Here is a 25462-nt window from a genome sequence, read left to right as displayed (position 1 = left end):
CAGCTCACCTGACAAGGATCAGCAGCAGGACCGAGACCGCGAAGGCGCCGGCCACAGGCAGCAGGAAACTGCCGCGCCGATGCCCGAGCGAGGTCTCCAGCACCTCGAAATGCAGCACCGCCCCGGTCAGCATCAGCCCCACCAGCCCCAGCAGCATCTCGCTGCGCTCCATCGAGACCGGCGCCCCCAGCAGGGTGAATAGCCACCACCACCCCATCACCATCGCCGCCCCGGCCCAGGAGAACGCCATGCCGAGCGACAGCGGCGACATCCGCATCGCCCAGAGCCACAGGAAGATCGCGGAGATCATCAGCGCCATCACGGTCAGCGCCCCGAAGGCGATCTCCGCCGTGCCCAGGTAACCCTGGCTCAGGTAGGACGCATGGATCGCGCCCAGCAGGACGGCATAGATGGTAAGTGCCTGTTTCACGTCCATTTCCTCTTTCGGGAGGGGTCTGGCTCACACGCGGTCGCGCGGCAGCCTCTCGCGGATCAGCGTGGTGATCTCGACGATGATCTCGGTGTTTCGGTTCAGGATGGTCCGGGTCGCATCGTCCTTCTGATGGTCCCGGAACAGCAGGTAGAAGACCAGGAGCACCCAGGGTCCGTGTTCGGTGACAAGGGTGATCCAGAATCCTTCAGCCACGGGCATTCTTCCACTCCGCCAGCGCCGCGTTCGGCGCATCTGTGGCGGCCTCCTCGTCGTCGACAGGCTCGGAAACCGGCGCCGGCAGCGCGGCCTGCCGGGCGAGAGCCCCGCCCCGAAGCGCCTCCAGCGCCGCGAGCCCCTCGGTCACCTGCCCCGCCTGCGCCAGGGTTGCGGCGATCGAGCGCTGGAACTCCTGCCCCTTGGCCTGGTGACGGGCACCGAAATAGAAGCCGACGATCCCGCCCAGCAGCCACCACAGCGGTTCCGGCACCAGCGCGATGCCCTGCATCCGGGAAGCGAACCACACCGGGTCCACCATCGCCGAGACAAAGAGCGCCAGCGTGCCGAGCGCCAGCGCCGGCCGCGGCAGCCGGTTGAGCCCGTCGATCACCACGTCGAACGGCGACCGGCGCGTGCCGGCGAACTCCGCCGCGAACTGCGCCAGCGCCGCCTGGCTGAGCGCGGCTTCCCGCGCGGCGCCGTTCTCGGCATTCTCGCGAAACAGCTCCACCGTCTCGGCCACCGCGTTGCGCCCGTCGCCGAACAGCGTGCCCATCAGCGCCGACATCACCCCCATGCCGCCACCCGCGCCCGGTGCTGGGCCTCCGACAGGTGAAAGCGCGGAGCGATGAACTCCTCTGCCCGCACGATCCAGCCGCCCTTCCCGCCATCCCGGCGGCGGGCGTACTTGCGGCTGGCCGGCCTGGCATCGGCCAGGGCGTAGTAGTAATTGCGCCGGGCAATCCCGTAGGCGTCCGCCAGGTGGTCCGGCGCCCTCACGGCGGCGCGCTCCGCCGCGGCGATGGTCTGCGGCCCGATCACTCCGTCGACCGCGACCGTCTCGCCCATCTGCACCAGCAGCCGCTGCAGGATCCTCACCGCGTTGGACCCGGCGTTCACGTACATGTCGAAGACACTCGCCTGCAGCGCCTGCGGCAGCGCGGCGATCCGCGGCCGGTGGAAGTAATGCTCGATGAAGATGCGCACTGCCGTCGCCCGGTCGAGCCGCTGCACATCGCTCACGCCGACCCGCCCGTCGCCATCGAGATCCATCCCGAGCCGCTGCAGGGTGCCGATGGTGACGCCATACTTGGTCGCCCCGCCCGGATCGTCCGGATCGTTCACAAAGCCGCCCTCGCGGGCGACGATCTCGCTGGCGATTGCCTCAATGTCTTTCATGGAGCCTGCTCTCCGGTGCCTAGGAATGCCCCTGAAGCTGGCCCAAATGGTTTAAGAAAGATGAACCCGGCCGTTCGCTCGGCCCCTGCAAGCGGCATTCCCGAACCGGTCCGCGCCGGCCCCGGCGCCCGTTTCGACAGGCCGCGACGGTGGCCCGTTTCCCGGCGCAGCCCACCATCCGACCGTGCCGTGCACATGGCGGCTTCCGTCGATCATCGCCGCAGCTCCGAGGCAAGGACGCAGAGCGCTCCGCGCGTTTCGACGCCCGCTGCTCGCTGGACAATGTTGCAAAGGGAACTAGCGTAGACGAACCGTTCAACTCTCGGAGACCGTGAACATGTCATCGAAGATCATACTGAGCGCGCCGCTGGTCCTCTGGGGGCTCGCGGCCTTCGCTGAAGGCGAGACGCCCGACGCCAGCGCAAGCGAAACGCCCGCAACGGCCACGGCTTCGCAAGATGTGGACCTCGCCGCGGCTGAACAGATATTCAAGAAATCCTGCCGGGCCTGTCACGGCAACAAGGCGCAGGGCGCCGCCAGCTATCCGAAGCTCTCGGACAAGGAGCCGGATTACCTCGCGGAGAAACTGGAGCGCTACCGGGCGGGCGAGAAATTCGGACCCAACTCGATACTGATGATCCAGAACGCGAAGAAGCTGTCGGACGCGGACATCGCGAACCTGTCGGTCTACATCGCCACCGCATTCGACTGATCCCGAACGATTGACGATACCTGCGCGGCCAGAGACTTCCCCGACGTAAGTTCCGCGTTGACCGGTTGCATGACCGCAGATTACCGTAGGGAGTCTCGGCCAGGCCGGTACATAAGAGTGCGAAAACACCCCCGGTTGGCGAGATACAACACCTAAGGGAGGACACAATGTTTCATTCTATGCACCGCTCGACGCTCCCCGTCGTCGCGTCGCTGCTCGCTGGTACGGCGATCATGTCATCGCAGGCATTTGCCCAAAGCGGCATGAACACCACCAGCCTTCAATCCGAGGTCGTGCTCGACGGGCTGGAAAACCCGTGGGACATGGCGTTTCTCGATGACGGCACGATGCTGTTCACCGAGAAATGCAAGGGTCTCTCGGTGCGGATGCCGGACGGATCGGTCAACGCGCTCTACGGTGTCGGCGAGACCGAAGGCTACGCTGACAACGGCTCCGACCTGTTCTGCGAGGGCCAGGCCGGCATGATGGGGGTCGCCTTCGATCCGGACTTCTCCAACAACCGTCGCATCTACGTCTACTCGACGTCGAACATGTCGGATCCGCACACCAACCGCCTGATGCGGTTCACCGTGAACGACGACTTCACCGGCGTCGCGGACCGCACCGACATCGTCGACGACGTGCCCTACAAGATGGCCGCATCGAACCATCCGTTCGGAGGCCCCGGTGCCCACAACGGCGGGCGCGTGCGTTTCGGCCCGGATGGCGCGCTCTGGCTGACGACCGGCGATACCCACAATGGCGAGGTGCCGCAGAGCCCGACGATGATGGGCTCCAAGGTCATCCGTATCGACACCGACGGCAACGCCCATCCCGACAACAGCCCGCCCGAGGGCTTCGACACGCGGACGTATACCTACGGGCACCGCAACGTCCAGGGCATCGCCTTCCACCCCGAGACCGGTCAGGCCATCACCGCCGAGCACGGTCCGTGGCATTCCGACGAGATCACGATCCTGCAGAACGGCGGCAATGCCGGCTGGGATCCGCGGCCGAACATGGCCGGACGCGAGGATTGTCCGGACAATTACTGCGGCTACAGCCCGAACCAGGAAGAGGGCATGAACCGCTACGAGCGCGCGGCCTACATGCCGATGACCGATTTCGACACCTATCCCGACGCCATGCCGCCGATCTGGAACAACAACGGCTGGTCGCAGGGCACCTCGTCGGCCGCGTTCCTCGCGGGCGATGCCTGGGGTGACTGGGACGGCGCCATGGTCGTGGGCATCATGGGGATCGGGTTCGGCGGAACGCCGATCGGACAACGGATCGACGTCATCCAGTTCAACGACGACAATACCGACGTCGAGGACGTGACCGAAATGACCCTGCCGATGGAGCCCGGGCGCTTCCGGTCGGTCGTCATGGGGCCGGACGGCAGCCTCTACACGGCCATCGACGAGGGCACGATCTACAAGCTGACCCCCGGCAGCTGACCTGAACACGGGCCGCGCGGCACCGTCGCGCGGCCTAGTCCCCGATCACCAGCGCATCGGGGATGTCAAAGCGCTGGTCATCCACGCGAATGGTGTAGACGCCATCGGACAGGCTCCAGTCGATGTCGGTTCCAACGCCCGACATGGTGGCAGAGCCGCGAAGGAACGCCCCCTCGGAGAACGTCAGCATTCGCGCGAAGCCGTTGGGAAATGTCACCGTTACCGCCGCTGAACCGTCGACGCGGGCGACCGACGCGCCGCATGTGCCAAGCGCCTGTCCGACCTCCTGCGCGCAACGAACCTCGTCCGTGGCGTCGAAATCGCCCGACCTGGCGCGCTTGGTCGCCGCCATCGTGTCAGCGGCAATGGCCCCGGCAGAAAGTGCGACGGTGATCGCTGCGAGCGGCAGTGCAATGCGCATGACTTCGCTCCATGGTTTGCCCGGGCAGTATCTCCGCGTGCCGGCCTCGTATCAAGGACGCGAAACGCGCCACCCCGACGGCGCCCCCATCCTCAAGCCGGCCCATTATCGGCACCGTCCGGCCATCGGCCAGCGTCACCGGCAGCGCAGCCCAACGATCGCGGGAGGACGGTCGGCAGTCCGAGCCGGGCCGGTGTCAGGAGCCGCTCTCGGCCGGGTCCTGGTACACGCCCTGCTCCTTGAGCGCGTCCATGACCTCCTTGGGCATGTAGGTCTCGTCGTGGCGCGCGAGGATCTCGCGGGCCACGAAGACGCCGTCCACCAGGTTGCCGGTGCCGATCATGCCCTGGCCCTCGCCGAACAGGTCGGGAAGCACGCCGGTGTAGGAGACCTGCACCGAGGCGCCGCCATCGGTCACGCTGAAGGTGATGGTCTCGCCCTGCCCGCGCACCAGCGTGCCCTCCTCCACCAGGCCGCCGATCCGGAAGGTCTCGCGCTCCGCCGGCGGCTCGGCAACCACGTCGGACGGGGCGCGGAAGTAGTTGATCCCGTCCCGCATCGCGTAGCCGATCAGCGCCGTGCTGCCCGCCAGGGCGATAAAGGCCACCAGGATCACCTGGATCCGGCGCTTCTTCTTGAGCCCTTTCATTCCCTGCATGGTCGTCGCCCTCCCTCGGAGACAGCCCCGGGCCTCACGGATAGACGGGGGCCAGCATCAGCCCCTCGGTCTCCGGCAGCCCGAGCATAAGGTTCGCGTTCTGGATCGCCTGGCCGGACGACCCCTTGGTCAGGTTGTCCAGCGTGGCATAGACCGTCGCACGCCCCGCCGCGCGCTCCTTCACCACGCCGATATGGACGAAGTTGCTCGCCCGCACATGCTTGGCCGCGGGCACCTCGCCCATCGGCAGCACGGCGAAGAACGGCTCGTCGCCATAGGCCGCCTGCATCGTCGCATGGATCTCGGCCGCATCGCCGCGCACATAGGTCGCAGCCAGGATGCCCCGGTTGGCGGGCAGCAGCGTCGGGGTGAACTGCACCTCGACCTTGCGGCCGGCGGCCTTGCTGAACTCCTGGTCGAACTCGCCCAGGTGCCGGTGCTTGCCGCCGACACTGTAGGGGAACCAGCTCTCCGACAGCTCGGCATGCAGCAGGTTCTCCTTGAGCGACCGCCCGGCCCCGCTGACGCCCACCTTCATGTCGAGGATGATGTCGTCGAGGTCGATCACCCCGGCCCGGATCAGCGGCAGCAGCGAATAGAGCCCCGTCGCCGCGTTGCAGCCGGTGCCGGCGACCAGCCGCGCGCCGCGGATCTCGTCGCGGTAGAACTCGGTGAGGCCATAGACGGCCTCCTTCTGCAGCTCGGGCGCCGAATGCGGCTTGCCGTACCACTTCTCGTATTCCACAGGGTCGCGCAGCCGGAAATCGGCGGACAGGTCCACCACCTTCACGCTCCGCGGCAGCTCCGCGATCACCGCCTGGCTTGTGGCATGGGGCAGCGCGCAGAAGCACAGGTCGACGCCGTCGAAGTCGATCTCCTCGATCTTCTGCAGCGGCGGCAGGTCCAGGTGGCGCAGGTGCGGGTAGACCTCCGACATTGCCATGCCTGCCTTGCGGTCGCCCGACAGCGCACGCACCTCCAGACCGGGGTGAGTTGCGATCAGGCGTACGAGTTCGGCGCCGGTGTAGCCGGACGCCCCGAGGATGGCGACGGAATAGGTCATGTCTGCCCTTACATATTAGGATTTCGATTGCGTCAAAGGTCGAGAATTGCCGCACTCACGCGGCGGTGAACTCGATCTGTCGTCGCAGGAACTGGGTCGCGCGGCTCGAAACCCTGCGCGGATCGCCGGTGGTCAGGAAGCGCGGCGCCTCGCCCGGCCCGATCATCGCGGGATGACGTTCGAGGTAATCGGCAAGGCTCTCCGCCACCAGGTTGGCCTGGGAATAGACCTTCACGTCGGGGCCGAGCGCATCGCGGAAGATGTCTTCCATCAGCGGGTAATGGGTGCAGCCAAGGATCGCGGCCTCGGGGTCCGGCATCTTGCGCTTGAGCGCGTCGACATGGCTGCGGACCAGCGCCTCGGCGAGGATCATGTCCCCCTCCTCGATCGCATCCACGACGCCGCCACAGGCCTGCGCCTCCACGTCGACCCCGATGGCGCGGAAGGCCAGCTCGCGCTGGAAGGCCCGGCTGCGCACCGTCGCCGGCGTGGCGAACAGCGCCACATGCTTCACCTCGACCTCGCGCGGCGGCGAGTTGTCCCCCCACTGGCGTTCGGTCAGCGCCTCGATCAGCGGCACGAAGACGCCGAGCACCCGCTTCTCGCGCGGCACCCAGCTCTCCTGCATCCGCCGCAGCGCGGCCGCAGAGGCCGTGTTGCAGGCGAGAATCACCAGGTCGCACCCCTCCTGCCACATCCGCTCCACCGCCGAGGTGGTCAGCGCATAGACGTCGTCGGCGTCCCGCACGCCGTAGGGCGCATGGGCGTTGTCGCCGAAATAGACGAAGGGCACCTCGGGGAGACGCTTGCTCACCGCATCCAGAACGGTCAGCCCGCCCAGCCCGCTGTCGAATATGCCAACTGCCATCAGTAGATCCGTGGCCCCCTCTCGCCCTTGTCTTCCCGGTATCTGTCCTCGAATTCGAAGCCATAGTCGAGCGACTTCAACGGCCGCGGCGACAGCGCATAGGTCTCGGAGCGCAGAAAATCCATCATTGCGCGGGAATCCCCGGCCCTCTTGGCAAGTTCCTCGCGCGGAATCGGCTCGCCGATCACAACCCGCACGGGCTCGTCCACCCGCTTGCGGAACTCCTTGATCAGCAGCGCCAGCCGCAAGGTGGAATGCAGGTGGCTGGCGAACTGGAACAGCCGGCTGTTGTGCCCCTCGAAGAAGATCGGCACCACCGAGGCGTTCGACTTGGCCACCATCCGCGCGGTGAAGCTGCGCCAGCCCGGATCCATCGGCCGGGTGAACGGCCTGGCCGAGGTCGAGACAGTGCCGCCGGGAAACACCCCGATCGCGCCGCCCGCGGCAAGGTATTCCAGCGCGATCTTCCGGGTCGCCAGGTTCTCCTTCATCGCCTCCTTGGACTCGTCGAAGGACACCGGCAGAATCACCTTGTTCAGGTCCTCGGCCTTGCGGAAAACGCTGTTGGCGAGAATGCGGAAATCCCCCCGCACGATCGACAGCATATGCCCCATCATCAACCCGTCGAGGATGCCGTAGGGATGGTTGGCGATCAGGATCAGCGGCCCCTCGGCGGGGATGTTGTCGAGGCTTCCGCCGACCACGTCGAGGCTCAGCCCGTAGCGCGCGACCATCACCCCCCAGAAATCCTTGCCCGCGGCGACCTCGTGCTCATAGCCCTCCGCCCGCCGGATCAGCCCGATCCTGCCGGTGGCGTTCTCCAGAACGCGCACCAGCGCCCGGCCGCCCCGCGACCGCACGCTCGTTGCATAGCTTATGTCTCGGGCGACATGCCTGTCGGACATTCCAGCGGCCTCCAATCTGCCGGGCGTCATACCGTGCCTTCCGGGGCTTAGCCACATGATATAGGACACCGTGGCAGGGATAGGGAGAGCCACGACGCTCCCCGAGGCCGATCGCCGGGCGGCGACCGGGGCCAAGTCGTCGCGATTTACAAATTTTCACGCATTGGGGATATGATCCTGGCGCAGAGCGTGCCAAAACGCTTTGACGCATCCGCGGACCATCGCAAACCTTCGCAGCCGGAATTGAACTCCATGGATTGGGACAAGCTCAGGATCTTTCACGCCGTCGCTTCCGCCGGAAGTCTCACCCACGCGGGAGATTCCCTCCACCTGAGCCAGTCGGCCGTCTCGCGGCAGATTCGCGCGCTCGAGGAGAGCCTCAACACCACCCTGTTCCACCGCCATGCCCGCGGCCTGATCCTCACCGAGCAGGGCGAGTTGCTGTACGAGGCGACGCGCGGCATGAGCAAGCGGCTGGAGGCCGCCTCGGCCCGGATTCGCGACAGCGAGGAGGAGGTCTTCGGCGAGTTGCGCGTGACCACCGCCCACGGGTTCGGCTGCCTCTGGCTGGCGCCGCGCCTGGCCAAGCTCTACGGCAAGTACCCCGATCTCAACATCGACCTGATGCTGGAAGAGCGGGTGCTCGACCTGCCGATGCGCGAGGCCGATGTCGCGATCCGGATGAAGGAGCCCTCGCAGGCCGACCTGATCCGCAAGCGCCTGATGACGGTCCGGATGCGGCTCTACGCATCGCGGGACTACATCGAGCAGTTCGGCATGCCGCAAACCGCGGACGAGATGCGCGACCATCGGCTGATCTGCCAGGGGACCTCCTCTACCCAGGTCTCCGCCGGCGCCTCGATGGTGCAATGGCTGATCGGCCACGACATCACCTCGCGGCTGAACGTCAACAACTATTTCGGCGTGCTCCAGTGCGTGAAGAACAACCTCGGCATCGGCGTCCTGCCCGACTACATCGTGGCTTCCGAGCCCTATCTCGTGCGCGTCCTGCCCGAGGTGGAGAGCGCCGAAGTGCCGGTTTTCCTCGCCTACCCGGAGGAACTCAGGCAGTCCAAGCGGATCGCCGCCTTCCGCGATTTCGTGGTCGAGGAGATCCAGGCGCACCGCCGGATTCTCGAGGCCAGCCAGCCCGACGAGGGCTGACCGGCCCCTCCCGTACAGCGTCCGGGCGTCGTTGCACTTGCAACACAGGCAAACCCGCTATTTGCACTTGCGGCAATTTTGGACTTGAACCGGACCGTTCACTTTTCTACATCCGGAGTATCGACGGGCGTTCTTCGCTCGTCTTTACCTCCCTGTTGGACTTGGGCCGAGACTTGTCTCGGCCTTTTTTTTCGACCTTTTCCATCCCCGAACCGCTGAAATTCTCACCGTTTTCCACAGGCGCCCTCCGCGAATCCCGGCATTTTGCAAACCGGAAAGCTGGTCTATGATGCGCCGAACCCAGATCCGGAGGTGTCCCATGTTCCGCCAGTTCGCCGCCATCGCCCTCGCCGCGGCGCTGTCCCTTCCCACCGCCGGCCACGCCGCCAGCTGCGGCAATTCCGCCTCGGGCTTCGACGCGTGGAAGCGGGAATTCGCGGCCGAAGCGTCGCGCGCCGGGATCGGCCAGCGCGGCCTCTCGGCCCTTGCCAACACCCAGTATTCCCAGGCCACGATCAACGCCGACCGCGGGCAGAAGAGCTTCAAGCTCAGCTACGACCAGTTCTGCCAGAAGCGCGGCTGCAACGTGATCGTCTCACAGGGCAAGAAGCGCAAGGCGCAGAACCCCGGCTTCTACCAGTCGCTCGAGCGCGCCTATGGCGTCCCCTCCGGCGTCATCATCGCGATCCACGGCATGGAAACCGGATTCGGCCGCTTCATGGGCGATTCCAACGTGCTCAACGCCACCGCGACCCTCGCCTACGACTGCCGCCGCCCACAGTTCTTCCAGCCGCATCTGATGGGCGCGCTGGTGATGATCGATCGGGGCATGATGTCCCCCAACGCCATTGGCGCCAAGCACGGCGAACTCGGCCACACCCAGTTCCTGCCCGGCAACGCCCTGCGCTACGGCCAGGACGGCAACGGCGACGGCCGCATCGACTTCAACAACATGTCCGACGCGCTCGCCTCGACCGCCAACTACCTGCGGATGAAGGGCTGGGCCCCCGGACAGCCGTACCAGCCGGGCACCCGCAACTACAACGTGCTCAAGGAATGGAACGCGGCCTCCGTGTACCAGCAGTCGCTGGCCGTGATGGGCGCCCAGATCGACGGCTGAGCCGGCCCTTCCGGATGCGCGCGATCCGCCATCGCCCGCACCCGCTTCTTCTGTCCGCAAATATCCCGGGGGGCTGCGGCCCGGCCGCAGCGGGGGCAGCGACCCCTCCCCCTCCGGGCCCGCGCAAAGCCGCCCTTGCCCAAACCACCCTTCCCCTTTTCGCCGCGCCCGAATAAAAGCGCAGCGGACAAAGGGGACGAACATGCAAGAGCCAGCCATCACGCCGGAAATCATCGCGGCCCACGGCCTCAAGCCCGAGGAATACGCCGAGATCCTGCGGATCCTGAACCGCGACCCGAACTTCACCGAGCTCGGTATCTTCTCGGCGATGTGGAACGAGCACTGCTCCTACAAATCCTCCAAGAAATGGCTGCGCACCCTGCCGACCGAGGGCCCGCAGGTGATCTGCGGCCCCGGCGAGAACGCCGGCGTGGTCGACATCGGCGACGGTCAGGCCGTGGTCTTCAAGATGGAGAGCCACAACCACCCCTCCTACATCGAGCCCTACCAGGGCGCCGCGACCGGCGTCGGCGGCATCCTGCGCGACGTCTTCACCATGGGCGCGCGCCCCATCGCGGCGATGAACGCCCTCTCCTTCGGCGAACCCTCGCACCCCAAGACCCGCTCCCTGGTCTCCGGCGTGGTGGCCGGCATCGGCGGTTACGGCAACTGCTTCGGCGTGCCGACCATCGGCGGCGAGGTCCGCTTCCATGCCGCCTACAACGGCAACTGCCTGGTCAACGCCTTCGCCGCGGGCCTCGCGGATGCCGACAAGATCTTCTACTCCGCCGCCTCCGGCGTCGGCATGCCGGTGGTCTACCTCGGCGCCAAGACCGGCCGCGACGGTGTCGGCGGCGCGACCATGGCCTCCGCCGAGTTCGACGACACGATCGAGGAAAAGCGCCCCACGGTGCAGGTCGGTGACCCCTTCACCGAAAAGCGCCTGATGGAAGCCTGCCTCGAACTCATGCAGACCGGTGCCGTGATCTCGATCCAGGACATGGGCGCCGCCGGCCTCACCTGCTCGGCCGTCGAGATGGGCGACAAGGGCAAGCTCGGCATCAAGCTCGACCTCGACTGCGTTCCGCAGCGTGAAGAGAACATGACCGCCTACGAGATGATGCTCTCCGAAAGCCAGGAGCGGATGCTCATGGTGCTGCGCCCCGAGAAGGAGGCCGAGGCCCGCGCGGTGTTCGAGAAATGGGACCTCGATTTCGCCATCGTCGGCGAGACCATCCCGGAAGACCGCTTCCTGATCGAGCACAAGGGCGCCGTCGTGGCCGACCTGCCGCTCGCCACCCTCGCCGGCTCCGCCCCCGAATACGACCGCCCCTGGGTCGAAACGCCCGCCGCGCCGGAAATGGACCCGGTGCCCGAGGTCGACCCGATCGACGCGCTCAAGGCGCTGATCGCCTCGCCCAACTACGCCCACAAGGGCCGGGTCTTCGAGCAATACGACCACATGGTCATGGCCGACACCGTGCGCGTGCCCGGCCTCGGCGCCGGCATCACCCGCGTGCACGGCACCAACAAGGCGCTGGCCTTCACCTCCGACGTGACGCCCCGCTACGTCCGCGCCAACCCGCTCCAGGGCGGCCGGCAGGCCGTGGCCGAGGCCTGGCGCAACCTCTGCGCCGTCGGTGCGAAGCCGCTCGCGACCACCGACAACCTCAACTTCGGCAACCCCGAAAAGCCCGAGATCATGGGCCAGTTCGTCGGCGCCATCAAAGGCATCGGCGAGGCCTGCGCCGCGCTCGACATGCCGATCGTCTCCGGCAACGTCTCGCTCTACAACGAGACCGACGGCGAGCCGATCCTGCCCACGCCGACCATCGGCGCGGTCGGGCTGATCGAGGACCTGGACCAGGTCATCGGCCGCGACGCCCGCGAGGGCCACGTGCTGCTGCTGCTCGGCGAGACCACCGGCCACCTCGGCCAGTCGGCGCTTCTTGCGGAGGTCTTCAACCGGGAGGACGGCGACGCACCCCAGGTAGACCTCGCAGCCGAGAAGGCGCATGGCGACTTCATCCGCGCCAACCGCGAGTGGATCGACGGCTGCACCGACCTGTCGGACGGCGGGCTGGCGCTCGCCGCCTTCGAGATGGCCGAAACCGCCGGCATCGGCGTGATCCTCGACGCCGCCGACACGGCGACGCTCTTTGGCGAGGACCAGGCGCGCTACCTGATCGCCTGTTCCTTCGACAAGGCCGAGGCGCTGATGGTCGCCGCGGGCCAGGCCGGCGTGCCGCTGCAGACGGTCGGCCGCTTTGCCGGCGAAACGGTGCGCATCGGCGATGCCGAGGCCCCGCTGGCGGAGCTCTCGCGGATCTTCCGCAGCGCCTTCGCCGAGGCCGTCGGCTGAACGCGGAGCGCACCGAGCGGGCCGCGCCGATGGCGCGGTGCCTTCGGCGAGGGTATTTTCGCCAAGAAGACGAGGCCCGGCACCTCAGGTGACCGGCGCCACGCCGTGGCGGGGATCGCCCCGCGCACCCTTGCGGCCATTGTCCGGCGGCCCTAACTTCCATCGAAACACAACGTGACAGGGATTACACCCATGGCCATCGAGGCCCAGCAGATCGAGACGCTTCTTCGCGAGGCCTTTCCGCAAGGCAAGGTCAAGGTGACCGACATGGCCGGCGACGGCGCCCATTTCGCCGCCGAGGTGGTGGACGAAAGCTTTCGCGGCATGAACCGGGTCCAGCAGCAGCGCGCCGTCTATGCCGCGCTCAAGGGCATGATGGACGGCAGCCAGGCCGACCTGCATGCGCTGGCCCTGACCACCAAGGCGCCGGACTGATGTCCGGCGGCAACGCCATGGCCGTCACCCTCGCGCTCGCTGCGCTGGCTGGCATCATGGCGTTCGCCCTGAAGCGGGCCCTCAGCGGTCCGCGCACCGGGTTCGACCCGCTGGAAGCTGAAGAATCGGCGCGCCGTGCCTATCTGGAGCAAGCACGGCGCGATGGGGTGGACCCCGACGTGGCGGATGCCTATGAAATCGAGCTCAGGCTCCGCCGGCGCGAAATGGAACGGCAGCGCAAGGAAGAAATCCGCTCGGACCTCTCCGGAGTGTAGGAAACCGCGCCTGCCGGCACAGGACAATGGATGTGGAAAAATGACCGAAGCTAAAGCCCAGATCGAAAAGACCGTCTCCGAGAACGATGTCGTGCTCTACATGAAGGGCACCAAGATGGCGCCGCAATGCGGGTTCTCGCAGCGGGTGGCCGGCGTTCTCAACTACATGGGCGTCGATTTCGCCGATGTGAACGTGCTGGCCGACGAGGAGATCCGCCAGGGCATCAAGGAATATTCCGACTGGCCGACGATCCCGCAGCTTTACGTGAAGGGCGAGTTCGTCGGCGGCTGCGACATCGTCACCGAGATGACCCTGTCGGGCGAGCTGGACCAGCTCTTCGAGCAGAACGGCGTCGCCTACAACAAGGAAGCGGCGGACAAGATCCGCGAAGCCAACGCCTGATTGCCGACCCCGGCGCGGTCTGCACCGCATCGGGGCGCCATCGCCGGGCCGAACGGCGATTTGCAGCGGCGGTCCACGCAGCCGCCGCCCGACGAATGTTCGTGCCGGCCACTCTTCAGGCCGGCATTTTCATTCGGGCCCATCGTCATCGAAGGCGTGGAAGGGCAAATGGGCCTGGTTCTCTGAGCGCAGGACGCCACGCTTGCATTCCGACGCCGCCCGCCACCGGCCAGGCCTCCCCGAAAGAACGTTCGGCACAACACATCGCGGCCCGCCTGTTTCGGGATTCGAATCTGGAGAGATCACGGCCGCGCCGGGCCGCCACCACGCACAGATCGACGGTCATACCGGGGTGATGCCGTGTACGCGGCAGGCGGACCGCTCGATCGCGGCCGTGTCGGCCCTGCGCCAATCGTCGCAGGCGCGCGCCTTGCCCGTCCCGCCAGGACCGGCACGCGAAGCGTGCCACGCCCAACCCGCGAAGATGCCGCAAGGCATCGCCAAGGGGCGGGAGCCCCCCGGCCCCGCCGTCAGCGTCCGGCCTTTTCCTCGGCCAGCGCCGCCAGCGCCTCGGCGCGGGCCGCGATCTCGGCCAGCGTATCGCTGACGATCGGCGGGATCACCGCGACTTCCACGCGCTCGGGCTCGGGCGCGGGCATCGCCTTCATCTCCTCGATCAGGCGCTCCTGCCGGGCGAGCTTCTCCTCCGCGGCGGCTGCCTTTTCCTCGTAGGCCGCCGTGCGGTCCGCGAGCATCAGCCCCGCCATCAGCAGCATCCGGGCGTCCGGCATCCGGCCGATCTGGCTGACCAGCCCCTGCGCCTCGCGGTCCAGCATCGCCGCCGCGGATTGCAGGAACGGCTCCTCGCCTTCCTGGCAGGCCACGGTGAATTCCTTGCCGCCCACGACAATCCGCACTTCAGGCATCGCTTTGCTCCTTCACCAGCGGCTCAAGCGCCGAGATCAGGCCGTCGAGCTCTTCGCGGTCGGCCGAGCGCTGCCCCGCCAGCGCGGAGAGCTCGGCCTCCAGTTCCACGATCCGTTCCTGCTGGCGGTCCTTCATCGACTTCAGCGACCCGACGCGCTCGCGCAGCTGCCCGCCGGCGGTGGTTTCCGCCTCGAGCGCCTGGCGCAGCCGCGCCACCTCCGCTTCGGCGGCTTCCGCCCGGGCCTGTGCCTTGCGCGCCTCGGCCTCGGCGGCCTCCGCGGCCCCGCGGGCGTGGTCCAGCTCCTCGGACGAGGCGCCGCCGCCACCGCCCTGGTACCCTTCGACGGCACGTCCGATCCGCGCCATCGCGGCGCTGATCCGGCTCTCGAGATCGGCAATTTCGCTCATGCTCATCTCCCCGTTTCGCGGCTCTTGTCTCAGGGGCGGGTCCGGCAGCCGCAGCGAATCGGCCCTCCCCTCAATTGAATGAATACTAACCAACAAGCCAGCGGAATGCGCCCCCCTTGGTGGTCAGGTACTTAGGGCGGCTTCTTCATGCGCGCCAAGCCGCCTTGACCCGCCCGCTCCCCCTGCTACACCGCGCCAACCCCTTCTGTCGCGCCCCGTGCGCGACCGCGGCGCATACGAAAGGATCTCGCCATGGATATTGCAGCTCTGAAAGATGCCCATCCCGACCATTGGCAGAAGGCCTGCGCGATCCGCGTGCTGACGCTGGACGCCGTGGCCGCCGCGAACTCCGGCCACTCCGGGATGCCGATGGGCATGGCCGACGTCGCCACGGTGCTGTTCGAGAAGCACCTGAAGTTCGACGCCGCCAATCCCGGCTGGCCCGACCGCGACCGCTTCATCCTCTCCGCCGGCCACGGCTCGATGCTGCTCTATTCGCTGCTGCACCTGACCGGCTCGCCCGACATGACGCTCGAGCAGCTCAAGGACTTCCGCCAGCTCGGCTCGATCACCGCCGGCCACCCCGAATACGGCCACGCCATGGGCGTCGAGACGACGACCGGCCCGCTCGGCCAGGGCATCGCCAACGCGGTCGGCTTCGCCATCGCCGAGGAGCACCTGCGCGCCACCTGGGGCCCGAAGATCGTCGACCACTACACCTACTGCATCGCCGGCGACGGCTGCCTGATGGAGGGCGTGAGCCAGGAGGCGATCGCGCTGGCCGGCCGCCAGCAGCTCTCGCGCCTGATCGTGCTGTGGGATGACAACGGCATCACCATCGACGGCAAGGTCGCGCTGGCCGACATCACCGACCAGAAGATGCGCTTCCAGGCCTCCGGCTGGAACGTGCTGGAATGCGACGGCCACGACCCCGAGGCGATCGACGCAGCGCTGACCGCGGCCAAGTCCTCGGATCGACCGACGATGATCGCCTGCAAGACCCATATCGCCCTCGGCTCCTCCGCCCAGGACACCTCCAAGGGCCACGGCGCGCTGACCGACGCGCAGCTCATCGCCGACACCCGCGCCGCCTATGGCTGGGAGCACGGCCCGTTCGAGATCCCGGCCGGGATCAAGTCGGCCTGGGAGGCCATCGGCGCTCGCGGCGCGGCCGACCGCGCCGAGTGGGACGCGCGCCTCGCCGCCCTCTCCGACCGCAAGCGCGCCGAGTTTGCCCGCGCCCAGTCCGGCGAGCTGCCGAAAAAACTCGCCAAGGCGCTGCGCGACTACCGGGCGCAGCTGGTGGCCGACGCCCCCAAGGTGGCGACCCGCTCGGCCTCCGAGATGGCGCTCAACGTCATCAACCCGATCCTCACCGAAACCCTCGGCGGCTCGGCCGACCTCACCGGCTCCAACAACACCAAGTCGAAGGAGATGACGGTGTTCGAGCCCGGCAACCGCAAGGGCCGCTACATCCACTACGGCGTGCGCGAGCACGGCATGGCGGCGGCGATGAACGGCATCGCCCTGCATGGCGGCGTGCGGCCCTACGGCGGCACCTTCATGTGCTTCACCGACTATGCCCGCCCCTCCATGCGCCTCTCCGCGCTGATGGGCGTGCCGGTGGTCTACGTGATGACCCATGACAGCATCGGCCTCGGCGAGGACGGCCCGACCCACCAGCCGGTCGAGCACCTTGCCATGCTGCGCGCCACGCCCAACACGCTGGTCTTCCGCCCGGCCGACGCGGTGGAGACCGCCGAGGCCTGGGAACTGGCGCTGCAGCAGACCGGCACCCCCTCGGTGCTGGCGCTCTCCCGCCAGGGCCTGCCCACCCTGCGCAAGGTTGCGAAGCCCGCCAACCTCACCGCCGGCGGCGCCTACGTGCTGGCCGAGGCCGAAGCCAAGCGCCAGGCGGTGCTGATGGCCACCGGCTCCGAGGTCGCCGTGGCGATGGCCGCGCGCGACCTGCTCGAGGCCGAGGGCATCGGCACCCGCGTCGTCTCCATGCCCTGCATGGAGCTCTTCGCCCGGGCCGACGAGAAGTACCGCCGCAAGGTGCTGCCGAGCGGCGCGGTGCGTGTCGGGATCGAGGCCGGCGTGCAGCAGGGCTGGGACCGCTGGCTCTGCGGCGAGCGCGGCCGCGAGGCGAAGGCCGGCTTCATCGGCATGGACAGCTTCGGCGCCTCGGCGCCGGCCGGCGAACTCTTCGAGCATTTCGGCATCACCGCCGCGGCGACCGCCGAAAAGGTCAAGTCCCTGCTCTGAGCGCTCCCCCGCCGCGGCCGGTGCGCTCCCGCCCGGCCCGGCGACATCGAAGATGTCACCGGCCCGGTTGGGCCGGGCACGCGGCCCCTCGGGCCGCGTGCGTCGTTGATGGCTCCCCCTGACAGCTTGCCGGAAGGCCGCGCTGGTCTTGATGCCTGCGCCGTCAGGGAACTGACCACCAGCGCCTGATCTTGGCGAGGCGGCAATCCCGGCTCCGGTCGTCGTCGGCTCCTCGCAACGCGCGACACGCCCGCCGTCAGGCCATTGGGTATTTGAGCCAAGAAGAAGAGCGTCCCGCCGGATTGTCGTGGCGGAGCTATCCCGCGAGAGACGCGTTTACGGCGGAGAGGCGCGGCGGCCATGCAGGCAGGGCGTCCGCGAACGGCTCTCCCCAGGGAGCGTCAGGCTTCCTTGCTCCTCATGCCGAGCAACCACTCCCGCACATGCAAGGACGCGCCGGACGCCCCCTGGCGCGGCGCCAGGAGGTGGAAGTCCAGCCCTCCCTCAAGCGCCCCGTCAACCGGCTGCACAAGGCGGCCGGCGTCCAGGTCCCGCTGAACCAGGAGACGGCTGGCGAGGGCGATCCCCTGACCGGCGAGGGCCGCGTCGAGGCTCAGTGTCGTCTGGTTGAACCGCAGGCCGCGCGGCGGGTCGGTCTCCCGCCCGAAAGCCGCCACGATGAACCTGGGCCAGAGATCGTGCGTGTCGTGCAGCAGCGTCAGGCGCGACAGGGTCGCTGCATCGAGCGGGAGGCGCTCATCGGCCACGAGGCCGGGCGAGCAGACCGCGATGACCTCCTGCGGGAACAGCAGGTCGGCGCGCAGGCTCGCGCCGAACGGCGGCCGGCCCTGCCGCACCGCCAGGTCGATCCCGTCGGCATGGAAGCTCGCGACGCGCTCCGTCGCCGTGATGCGAAGGTCGATCCCGGGATGTGCCGCCGTGAACTCCGCGAGCCGGGGGATGAGCCATTTCGACGCGAAGGTCGGGGTCACGCTGATGGTCACACGCGAGGGCGCGGCCCGGAGCGCTCCGGTCGCCTCCGAGAGCTGAGCGAAAGCACGGGAGACCGCCGCGTGGTAGGCGCGCCCCTCCTCGGTGAACGCCAGACCGCGCGGCTCCCTCAGGAACAGGCGCAGGCCAAGATGTGCCTCGAGGCCGCGCACCTGCTGCGCCACGGCCCCCTGGGTCACACCCAGCTCCTCCGCCGCCGCGCGAAAGGTCAGATGTCTGCCCGCGGCTGCGAAGGCGCGAAGGCCATTCAGCGGCGGCAGGTCGATCCTGTCTGTCACGATAGATTTCCTACACCCACGCAGCAACCGATCTGGCTGGTCCGGGCATTCTATACGGCCTAATTGCCGAACGATACGAAAGACAGACCGACTGCCGCCCTCAGGGAGCGCAAGATCATGACGATAGAAAAAGTGGCCCTCGTCACCGCAGGTGGCAGCGGCATGGGAGCGGCCGCTGCAAGACGGCTCGCCGCCGACGGCTTCAAGGTCGGGGTCCTGTCCTCCTCCGGCAAGGCGGAGGCGCTCACCCGGGATCTCTGCGGCCTCGGCGTCACGGGGTCGAACCAGTCGGTCGCGGACCTTGCGCGCCTCGTCGACGGCGCGATGGACTGCTGGGGGCGGGTCGATGTGCTGGTGAACTCGGCGGGTCACGGTCCCAACGGGGACGTCCTCGCGATCACGGACGCGGAATGGCATGCGGGGCTGGATGTCTACCTTCTGAACGTGATCCGCCCGACCCGCCTCGTCACGCCGATCATGGAGGCCCAGGGCGGTGGCGCGATCATCAACATCTCGACCTTCGCGGCCGTCGAGCCCGACCCGCTGTTTCCGACCTCGGGCATCTTCCGCGCCGGTCTCGCCAGCTTCGCCAAGCTCTATGCCGACAGGTATGCGCCCCGGAACATCCGCATGAACAACGTCCTGCCGGGCTTCATCGACAGCCTGCCCGAAACCGGGGAACGCCGTGCGCGCATCCCGATGGGCCGCTATGGCAAGGAAGACGAGGTGGCCTCGCTGATCGGATGGCTCGCCTCGGAGGACGGTGCCTATGTCACAGGGCAGAACTGGCGGATCGACGGGGGGCTGACCCGTGGCGTCTGAGGCAACCGATATCGCCGCACGCAGCCGGACCGTCTTCGTCGTGAAGTGGGTGGCCTCGATCATCAAGATCCTCGGCTACGCCGGAACCGGCTTCGGCTGGACGCCGTGGAACCTGTACCTGTTCCTGGTCGGCGTGCTCGGCTGGCTGATCGTGGGCCTGCTCTGGAACGATAAGGCGATTATCCTGATCCATCTCGTCGCGCTCGGCTCCATGCTGTTCGGCATGGCGAGCCGGTGACTCTCCGGGCCCCGCGCGGCGCAAGCCGCGCGCCACGCCCAACCGGGAGGCCGCATCCACGATGCGGCGCGACCGGGCGGGAGCTCCCCGGGGCCGGGCGTGCCGGTCGCGTCAGGCAGGATCCTTGCCACGGAACATCCCGGCCAGCGGAATGAGCACCCGCGTGGCCACCGGTACCAGCAGCAATCCCACGAAGAGACCGAAGATGCCGTCGAGGAACGCCGTCACGAACCAGATCGTCGCCCCGGACCAGTCTTCCGGCACCATGTGCCCCGCCGCATGGGCCACGTCGTGGATCCAGTGGCCGACCTCGGCGCCAAGGTGCAGCTCTTCCATCCCGTGGATCACGATGCTGCCGCCGACCCAGAGCATCGCCGCCGTGCCGACGGTCGTCAGGATCGACATGAAGGTCGGCATGCCGCGCACGATGCCGCGCCCGATCGCCCGGGTCAGGCCGAGCCGTCCCCGCTGGGCCATCAGCAGTCCGATATCGTCGGCCTTCACGATCAGCGCCACAGAGCCGTAGACCAACACCGTGATGCCGACCGCCACCAGCGCCAGCGTCAGCGCCTCGGTCCAGAATCCCGATTCCGGGATCGCCGAGAGCGCGATCGTCATGATCTCCGCCGAGAGGATGAAATCGGTCTTGATCGCGCCCGCGACCCGGCTTTCCTCCAGGTGCGTGGGATCTTCGGGGGTGTCGCCGTGGGTGTCGTGCTCCCTGTGCGGCATCAGCGCGTGCAGGATCTTCTCGGCGCCCTCGAAACACAGGTAGCCCCCGCCCAGCATCAGCAGCGGCACGATGAGCCAGGGCGCGAAGTTGCTCAGGACCAGCGCCGCCGGCAGCAGCACCAGCAGCTTGTTGCGGATCGAGCCCCAGGCGATCCTCCCGACGATCGGCAGCTCGCGCGCCGCCGGGAATCCCATGGTGTATTTCGGCGTCACCGCCGCGTCGTCGATCACCGCGCCCGCCGCCTTGGCGCCCGCCTTGGCCGCGTCGTCGATCACCCCGCCCGCGACCTTGGCCGTGGTCTTGACCGCCTGGCTCGCCACGTCGTCGATCGAGGTCGCCGCCACCTTGGCCAGCGCGGCCACGTCGTCCAGAAGTGCCAGCAATCCGCTCATCGTCGCCTCGCGCGTTCCCGTTCCTTGCAGCGGACCCTAACGCCCCGCCTGCGCCGCGCCAAGGCAAAGGGCCGGCGATTGTCGCCACCGCCGCAAGCCATTAGAGAAATTGCAAGTGTTTCGCCGGACCCTCTGCCCATGTCGACCCGATCCTGGATGTTCCTCGCCCTGCTGCTCGCCTTCGCCATCGGCGCCAATGCGGCTTTCGAGTGGAACCTGCACATCTTCCTTGGCCGCAAGTTCATCGATGCGGTGGAATGGCTGGCCTTCTGGCGCTGAGCGCCGCCGCCCTCAGCAGTCGGAGCCGAGCTTTTCCTGCAGCGCCAGACGCACCGGCGGGGTCACGAACTGCGAGACATTGCCCCCCAGCCGCGCGATCTCCTTGACCAGCTTGGAGGCGATCGCCTGGTGCTGTGCCTCCGCCATCAGGAACACCGTCTCGACCGAGGCGTCGAGTCGCCGGTTCATGCCGACCATCTGGAATTCGTACTCGAAATCCGCCACCGCGCGCAGGCCGCGGATGATGATGCCGGCGCCGACGTCCCGGGCGCAGTCGATCAGCAGGTTCTCGAACGGATGCGCAACGATCTCGCAGCCGGTCTCCGCCGAGATCTTGACGCATTCCGCCTCGATCATCTCGACGCGCTGCTCGAGGTCGAAGAGCGGACCCTTGTCGCGGTTGATCGCGATCCCGATCACCAGCCGGTCGACCAGCACCGTGGCCCGGCGGATGATGTCCAGATGGCCGAGGGTGACCGGGTCGAAGGTCCCGGGGTACAGCCCGATGCGCATGGTGGTGGCTCCCTGTTAGGCTCCGGCGCGTCCCAACGCACCCGCCTCCCCGAGACACGCCGCAGGACCACCAACTGATCTGTCATGCACGCTTAACATTCCGCAGCGCAGCGATCCACGGCCATCTGGGCGCACCCCTCCGGCCGCGACGTGGCGAGCGCGGGGGCTCAATGCCCCATGATCATCCCCTGCAGCGCGTCCTTCTCCATCGCCAGTTCCATCAGCCGGGCCTTGACCACGTCGCCGATGGAGATGATGCCGATCATCTCGCCGTCCTTGACCACCGGCATGTGGCGGAAGCGGCCGTCGGTCATCCGGGTCAGGATCTCCTCGGCGTCATCGGCCAGCCCGCAGGTCTCGATGACGGCGGTCATCAGAACCTCGACCTTGTCGGCCATGCAGCCCGGCCCCCGCTTGCCCAGTTCGCGCACGATGTCGCGCTCCGACAGGATCCCGACGCAGGAGCGCCCGTCCGCCGAAACCACGACGGAGCCGATCCGGTTGTCCGAAAGCACCTTGGCCGCCGATTCGACGCTGTCGCCGGGCGCCACCGTGATCACGTTCGAAATCGGCTTCCCGTTCAAAATCTGTTGCACGATCATACTGCTGGCTCCTCCCCGGCATGTCCTGTCCTGTCTCCTTCCCCAGCGTCCACCGAGCCGGAGGCTTCTGTCAATGCCTCGCGCACGCGGGCCATTTCCCGGCGCATCCCCGCCACCAGCAACTCGGCGAAGCGCGCCAGCCGGCGTACCCGCGCGTCGTCGGCGTGGCGGATCAGGAAGAAGCTCCGGTCGAGCGCGAACTGCTCGGGCAGCACCCATTGCAGATCCGGCTCGCCCGGCAGCACGAAATCATGGGTCACCGCCAGCCCGGCGCCGGCGCGCACCATCTGGTACTGCACCGCCGCCGAGTTGGAGGCGATCTGCGGCCGGTCGACGCCCAGCCGTCCGAGGTAGTCCAGTTCCTTGTCGAAGATCATCTCCGGGATGTAGCCGACCAGCCGCTGCCCCCGGAGGTCCTCCAGCCGCCGGATCGGCCCGGCCTTGGCAAGAAACCCGCGCGAGGCCGCCAGCACCAGCCGGTAGTCGACGATCTTCTGCACCGTCAGCCGCCCGGCCGTCGGCGCGCTCACCCCGATCGCCATGTCGGCCTCGCGCCGGTTGAGGTTGAAGACCCGCGGCAGCGCCACGACCTGCACCTCCAGCGCCGGATGCGCGGCGACGATCTCGGTCACCACCCGCGGCAGCAGGAAGTTGGCGCAGCCGTCCGGCGCGCCGATCCGCACCGCGCCGGCCAGCCTGTCGCCCTGCCCGCGCACCGCGTCCTCGGCGCAGGCCATCGCCTGCTCGGCCTCCGCCGCGTGCGGCATCAGCCGCTCGCCGGCCTCGGTCAGCGCATAGCCCTGCGGCGATTTCAGGAACAGCACCGTGCCGAGCGCCGCCTCCAGCCGGCCCACCCTCCGGCCGGCCGTCGCCGGGTCCAGCCCCAGCGTCGTGCCCGCGGCCGACAGGCTGCCCTGCCGCGCCACCGCCAGGAACACGCGCAGATCGTCCCAGCTCGGGGTCATCGTGGCACCTCCTGCATTTTTGCAAAGCCCTTTTGGGAACCTGCCGCTTTTCGGCGCATTCGTGCAAGACTATTGTGCCGCCAAACCAACATGGAGGAGAGACCCATGGAAGAGATCGGCCATTACATCAACGGTCAGCGCGTTCCCGGCACCTCGGGCCGCTTCACGGACGTCTTCAACCCCGCCACCGGCGAGGTCCAGGCCAAGGTGGCGCTGGCCACCGTGGAGGAGATGAACGAGGCCGTCGCCAAGGCCGCCGAGGCGCAGAAGGCCTGGGCCGCCACCAACCCGCAGCGCCGCGCCCGGGTGATGATGAAGTTCGGCGCCCTGATCAACGAGCACATGGACGAGCTGGCCGAGCTGGTCAGCCGCGAGCACGGCAAGACCCTGCCCGACGGGCGCGGCGACGTGCAGCGCGGCCTCGAGGTCGTCGAGGTCTGCATGGGCGCGCCCTCGCTGCTGAAGGGCGAGTTCACCGATGACGGCGGCCCCGGTATCGACCTCTACTCCATGCGCCAGCCGCTCGGCGTCGTCGCCGGCATCACGCCGTTCAACTTTCCCGCCATGATCCCGCTGTGGAAGATGGCGCCCGCGCTGTCCTGCGGCAACGCGATGATCCTCAAGCCGTCCGAGCGCTGCCCCTCGACCTCGATGCGCCTCGCCGAGCTGCTCACCGAGGCCGGCCTGCCCGAGGGCGTGCTGCAGGTCGTCAACGGCGACAAGGAAGCGGTGGACGCGATCCTCGACAACGAGACCATCCAGGCGGTGGGCTTCGTCGGCTCGACCCCGATCGCCCAGTACATCTACGGACGCGCCGCCACCAACGGCAAGCGCGCCCAGTGCTTCGGCGGCGCCAAGAACCACATGATCATCATGCCCGACGCCGACATGGACAAGGCCGCCGACGCGCTGGTGGGCGCGGGCTTCGGCGCCGCCGGCGAGCGCTGCATGGCGATCTCGGTCGCCGTCCCGGTCGGCCAGGAGACCGCCGACGCGCTGGTCGAACGCCTCGTGCCCCGCATCGAGAAGCTCAAGGTCGGCCCCTACACCTCCGGCGACGACGTGGACTATGGCCCGGTCATCACCGCCCAGGCCAAGGCCCGCATCGAGGGCCTCGTCGAATCCGGCGTCGCGCAGGGCGCGGAGCTGGTGGTCGACGGCCGCGGCTTCAGCCTGCAGGGCTACGAGGACGGTTTCTTCGTGGGCCCCTCCTTCTTCGACAAGGTCACGCCGGAGATGGACATCTACAAGGAAGAGATCTTCGGCCCGGTCCTCAGCCAGGTGCGCACCGACAGCTATGAAGAGGCGCTGAACCTGGTGATCGACAACCCCTACGGCAACGGCACGGCGATCTTCACCGCCGACGGTGACACCGCCCGCGACTTCGCCCACCGGGTCAACGTCGGCATGGTCGGCATCAACTTCCCGATCCCGGTGCCGCTCAGCTACCACACCTTCGGCGGCTGGAAGAAATCGGCCTTCGGCGACCTCAACCAGTACGGCCCCGACGCCTTCCGCTTCTACACCAAGACCAAGACGGTCACCGCCCGCTGGTTCTCGGGCATCAAGGACGGCGGCGAGTTCAACTTCAAGGCGATGGACTGACCCCCACGCCCCCTGCCGAAACGACCTCACCCCGCCGGGCAACCGGCGGGGTATTTCGTTGAAGCGCCGACTGCGCCTTGATCCACCTCAGCGACAGCCCTTCTTGCCCGCCATATCATTCCCTTACGTCAATCGAAGTGGAGGGAACGGGTCATGAAAAGAATGTCGATCTTCATCGCAGGGCTTTGCGTTGCCCTCGCCCCGACGGCCGCGCTCGCCCAGGACCGGGACGTGGAGTTGGGCCAGCAGGAATACCTCGTCGCCTGCGCCGGATGCCACGGCGAAAGCGGCATGGGGGACGGGCCCCTCGCGGACCTGCTGAACATCACCACCCCGAGCCTGCTGGAGCTCTCCCAGGCCAATGACGGCAGCTTCCCCTACGAGGCGGTACTGACCACCATCGACGGCCGCGACGGCGTCCGGGCGCATGGCAGCACGATGCCGATCTGGGGCGAACGCTTCCAGATCTCGGCCACCAGCCAGCGCGGCGAGACCGCCGAAATGGTCGCACGGGGCCGCATCCTGTCGCTCGTCTACTACCTGCAATCGATCCAGAAGTAGCCGCCGGCGCGCGGCAATGGCTTCAACCGCTGACCTGCCCTCTCCGCAAGCCTCCGCGCTTGCCCGCACGTGATTGCCTTGCCTGCGCAGGGGCGCGGCCGATGGATCACGGGCCGGGAACCCGACCGGAAATCCGGCGGCGTCCCGGCCCGACGCGGAACCCTCCGCGCCGCCCTTGACCCCGCC

At 67.9% G+C, this 25462-nt stretch carries 30 protein-coding genes; 14 read left to right on the top strand and 16 right to left on the bottom strand.

The window, feature by feature from the left end:
* Nucleotides 1–4: 4 nt before the first annotated feature.
* The 4 genes from CHB86_RS09810 to CHB86_RS09795 are packed head-to-tail and all read right to left on the bottom strand — an operon-like array spanning nt 5 to nt 1828.
* Nucleotides 5–430 carry a hypothetical protein gene (locus tag CHB86_RS09810; RefSeq protein ID WP_141134864.1) on the bottom strand — a complete coding sequence of 142 codons (426 nt, stop codon included), beginning with the start codon at nt 428–430 and terminating at the stop codon, nt 5–7.
* 30 nt (nt 431–460) lie between these two features.
* Nucleotides 461–652: a hypothetical protein gene (locus tag CHB86_RS09805; RefSeq protein ID WP_089232857.1), complete on the bottom strand. Its 192-nt coding sequence runs from the start codon at nt 650–652 to the stop codon at nt 461–463.
* Nucleotides 639–1226, bottom strand: coding sequence for a holin family protein (locus CHB86_RS09800; protein WP_089232856.1), 588 nt, complete (start codon nt 1224–1226; stop codon nt 639–641). Before CHB86_RS09800 ends, CHB86_RS09805 begins: the two co-directional genes overlap by 14 nt.
* Nucleotides 1217–1828 carry a holin-associated N-acetylmuramidase gene (locus CHB86_RS09795; RefSeq protein WP_089232855.1) on the bottom strand — a complete coding sequence of 204 codons (612 nt, stop codon included), beginning with the start codon at nt 1826–1828 and terminating at the stop codon, nt 1217–1219. The genes CHB86_RS09800 and CHB86_RS09795 overlap by 10 nt, the downstream gene beginning before the upstream one ends.
* Before the next feature lie 337 nt (nt 1829–2165).
* Here CHB86_RS09795 and CHB86_RS09790 point away from each other — a divergent pair, with 337 nt between their 5' ends.
* Both CHB86_RS09790 and CHB86_RS09785 read left to right on the top strand, forming a co-directional pair.
* Nucleotides 2166–2540, top strand: a complete 375-nt coding sequence (locus CHB86_RS09790; RefSeq protein ID WP_089232854.1) for a c-type cytochrome — start codon at nt 2166–2168, stop codon at nt 2538–2540.
* 167 nt (nt 2541–2707) lie between these two features.
* Nucleotides 2708–4000 carry a PQQ-dependent sugar dehydrogenase gene (locus CHB86_RS09785; RefSeq protein WP_089232853.1) on the top strand — a complete coding sequence of 431 codons (1293 nt, stop codon included), beginning with the start codon at nt 2708–2710 and terminating at the stop codon, nt 3998–4000.
* A gap of 34 nt (nt 4001–4034) precedes the next feature.
* Here the strand turns inward: CHB86_RS09785 and CHB86_RS09780 are convergent, their stop codons facing one another.
* The 5 genes from CHB86_RS09780 to CHB86_RS09760 form a co-directional block, all read right to left on the bottom strand.
* Entirely contained in the window at nt 4035–4421 is a 387-nt protein-coding gene (locus CHB86_RS09780) for a hypothetical protein (RefSeq protein ID WP_089232852.1), read from the bottom strand.
* Between the two features lie 196 nt (nt 4422–4617).
* A complete protein-coding gene (gene ccmE, locus CHB86_RS09775) occupies nt 4618–5070 on the bottom strand; it encodes a cytochrome c maturation protein CcmE (protein ID WP_089232851.1) in 453 nt (150 codons plus the stop codon).
* A 43-nt stretch (nt 5071–5113) separates the two neighbouring features.
* A complete protein-coding gene (gene argC, locus CHB86_RS09770; RefSeq protein ID WP_089232850.1) occupies nt 5114–6142 on the bottom strand; it encodes an N-acetyl-gamma-glutamyl-phosphate reductase in 1029 nt (342 codons plus the stop codon).
* 55 nt (nt 6143–6197) lie between these two features.
* Nucleotides 6198–7010, bottom strand: coding sequence for a glutamate racemase (locus CHB86_RS09765; protein ID WP_089232849.1), 813 nt, complete (start codon nt 7008–7010; stop codon nt 6198–6200).
* Entirely contained in the window at nt 7010–7915 is a 906-nt protein-coding gene (locus tag CHB86_RS09760; protein ID WP_089232848.1) for a lysophospholipid acyltransferase family protein, read from the bottom strand. The genes CHB86_RS09765 and CHB86_RS09760 overlap by 1 nt, the downstream gene beginning before the upstream one ends.
* 252 nt (nt 7916–8167) lie before the next feature.
* Here CHB86_RS09760 and CHB86_RS09755 point away from each other — a divergent pair, with 252 nt between their 5' ends.
* The 6 genes from CHB86_RS09755 to grxD all read left to right on the top strand — a co-directional run bounded on the left by CHB86_RS09755 (nt 8168) and on the right by grxD (nt 13674).
* Nucleotides 8168–9079 (top strand): LysR family transcriptional regulator, encoded by a 912-nt coding sequence (locus CHB86_RS09755; protein ID WP_089232847.1) that lies wholly within the window; start codon nt 8168–8170, stop codon nt 9077–9079.
* Nucleotides 9080–9398: 319 nt separating this feature from the next.
* Nucleotides 9399–10199 (top strand): lytic murein transglycosylase, encoded by an 801-nt coding sequence (locus CHB86_RS09750; protein WP_089232846.1) that lies wholly within the window; start codon nt 9399–9401, stop codon nt 10197–10199.
* 202 nt (nt 10200–10401) lie between these two features.
* Nucleotides 10402–12561, top strand: a complete 2160-nt coding sequence (gene purL / locus CHB86_RS09745; protein WP_089232845.1) for a phosphoribosylformylglycinamidine synthase subunit PurL — start codon at nt 10402–10404, stop codon at nt 12559–12561.
* A 192-nt stretch (nt 12562–12753) separates the two neighbouring features.
* Nucleotides 12754–12996: a BolA/IbaG family iron-sulfur metabolism protein gene (locus tag CHB86_RS09740; protein ID WP_089232844.1), complete on the top strand. Its 243-nt coding sequence runs from the start codon at nt 12754–12756 to the stop codon at nt 12994–12996.
* The gene (locus tag CHB86_RS09735; protein WP_089232843.1) at nt 12996–13271 is read left to right on the top strand and encodes a hypothetical protein; all 276 of its coding nucleotides are present in this window, start codon (nt 12996–12998) and stop codon (nt 13269–13271) included. Before CHB86_RS09740 ends, CHB86_RS09735 begins: the two co-directional genes overlap by 1 nt.
* Nucleotides 13272–13311: 40 nt before the next feature.
* The gene (gene grxD / locus CHB86_RS09730) at nt 13312–13674 is read left to right on the top strand and encodes a Grx4 family monothiol glutaredoxin (protein ID WP_089232842.1); all 363 of its coding nucleotides are present in this window, start codon (nt 13312–13314) and stop codon (nt 13672–13674) included.
* A gap of 530 nt (nt 13675–14204) precedes the next feature.
* On the opposite strand, the gene CHB86_RS09725 is transcribed toward grxD, so the two are convergent.
* Both CHB86_RS09725 and CHB86_RS09720 read right to left on the bottom strand, forming a co-directional pair.
* Nucleotides 14205–14600: a cell division protein ZapA gene (locus tag CHB86_RS09725; protein ID WP_089232841.1), complete on the bottom strand. Its 396-nt coding sequence runs from the start codon at nt 14598–14600 to the stop codon at nt 14205–14207.
* Entirely contained in the window at nt 14593–15009 is a 417-nt protein-coding gene (locus CHB86_RS09720; RefSeq protein WP_089232840.1) for a hypothetical protein, read from the bottom strand. The genes CHB86_RS09725 and CHB86_RS09720 overlap by 8 nt, the downstream gene beginning before the upstream one ends.
* A gap of 252 nt (nt 15010–15261) precedes the next feature.
* Here CHB86_RS09720 and tkt point away from each other — a divergent pair, with 252 nt between their 5' ends.
* A complete protein-coding gene (gene tkt, locus CHB86_RS09715) occupies nt 15262–17277 on the top strand; it encodes a transketolase (RefSeq protein ID WP_089232839.1) in 2016 nt (671 codons plus the stop codon).
* A gap of 401 nt (nt 17278–17678) precedes the next feature.
* Here the strand turns inward: tkt and CHB86_RS09710 are convergent, their stop codons facing one another.
* Nucleotides 17679–18566: a LysR substrate-binding domain-containing protein gene (locus tag CHB86_RS09710; RefSeq protein WP_089232838.1), complete on the bottom strand. Its 888-nt coding sequence runs from the start codon at nt 18564–18566 to the stop codon at nt 17679–17681.
* 117 nt (nt 18567–18683) lie between these two features.
* On the opposite strand from CHB86_RS09710, the gene CHB86_RS09705 reads away from it, so the two are divergent.
* Complete coding sequence (locus tag CHB86_RS09705) at nt 18684–19388, top strand: SDR family oxidoreductase (RefSeq protein ID WP_089232837.1); 705 nt, start codon at nt 18684–18686, stop codon at nt 19386–19388.
* Nucleotides 19378–19626: a DUF6552 family protein gene (locus CHB86_RS09700; RefSeq protein WP_089232836.1), complete on the top strand. Its 249-nt coding sequence runs from the start codon at nt 19378–19380 to the stop codon at nt 19624–19626. Before CHB86_RS09705 ends, CHB86_RS09700 begins: the two co-directional genes overlap by 11 nt.
* A 111-nt stretch (nt 19627–19737) precedes the next feature.
* Here CHB86_RS09700 and CHB86_RS09695 read toward each other — a convergent pair whose 3' ends face one another.
* Nucleotides 19738–20751 carry a DUF808 domain-containing protein gene (locus CHB86_RS09695; protein WP_089232835.1) on the bottom strand — a complete coding sequence of 338 codons (1014 nt, stop codon included), beginning with the start codon at nt 20749–20751 and terminating at the stop codon, nt 19738–19740.
* A 138-nt stretch (nt 20752–20889) separates the two neighbouring features.
* Between CHB86_RS09695 and CHB86_RS24605 the strand changes: the two genes are divergently transcribed.
* The gene (locus CHB86_RS24605; protein WP_176442828.1) at nt 20890–21030 is read left to right on the top strand and encodes a hypothetical protein; all 141 of its coding nucleotides are present in this window, start codon (nt 20890–20892) and stop codon (nt 21028–21030) included.
* 12 nt (nt 21031–21042) lie between these two features.
* Here CHB86_RS24605 and coaD read toward each other — a convergent pair whose 3' ends face one another.
* The 3 genes from coaD to CHB86_RS09680 all read right to left on the bottom strand — a co-directional run bounded on the left by coaD (nt 21043) and on the right by CHB86_RS09680 (nt 23110).
* Entirely contained in the window at nt 21043–21543 is a 501-nt protein-coding gene (coaD, locus tag CHB86_RS09690) for a pantetheine-phosphate adenylyltransferase (RefSeq protein WP_089232834.1), read from the bottom strand.
* A 167-nt stretch (nt 21544–21710) separates the two neighbouring features.
* Nucleotides 21711–22145, bottom strand: coding sequence for a CBS domain-containing protein (locus CHB86_RS09685; protein ID WP_089232833.1), 435 nt, complete (start codon nt 22143–22145; stop codon nt 21711–21713).
* Nucleotides 22142–23110 carry a LysR family transcriptional regulator gene (locus tag CHB86_RS09680; RefSeq protein WP_089232832.1) on the bottom strand — a complete coding sequence of 323 codons (969 nt, stop codon included), beginning with the start codon at nt 23108–23110 and terminating at the stop codon, nt 22142–22144. Before CHB86_RS09680 ends, CHB86_RS09685 begins: the two co-directional genes overlap by 4 nt.
* 105 nt (nt 23111–23215) lie before the next feature.
* Here CHB86_RS09680 and CHB86_RS09675 point away from each other — a divergent pair, with 105 nt between their 5' ends.
* Nucleotides 23216–24715: a CoA-acylating methylmalonate-semialdehyde dehydrogenase gene (locus CHB86_RS09675; RefSeq protein ID WP_089232831.1), complete on the top strand. Its 1500-nt coding sequence runs from the start codon at nt 23216–23218 to the stop codon at nt 24713–24715.
* Nucleotides 24716–24868: 153 nt separating this feature from the next.
* Complete coding sequence (locus CHB86_RS09670) at nt 24869–25276, top strand: c-type cytochrome (protein ID WP_089232830.1); 408 nt, start codon at nt 24869–24871, stop codon at nt 25274–25276.
* Nucleotides 25277–25462: the final 186 nt, after the last annotated feature.

Origin of the sequence: Tropicimonas sediminicola, assembly GCF_900188335.1 — a bacterium.
GTDB lineage: Bacteria > Pseudomonadota > Alphaproteobacteria > Rhodobacterales > Rhodobacteraceae > Tropicimonas > Tropicimonas sediminicola.
The sequence above is the reverse complement of the archived record's forward strand: the minus strand, read 5'-3'. Positions and strand labels throughout refer to the sequence as shown.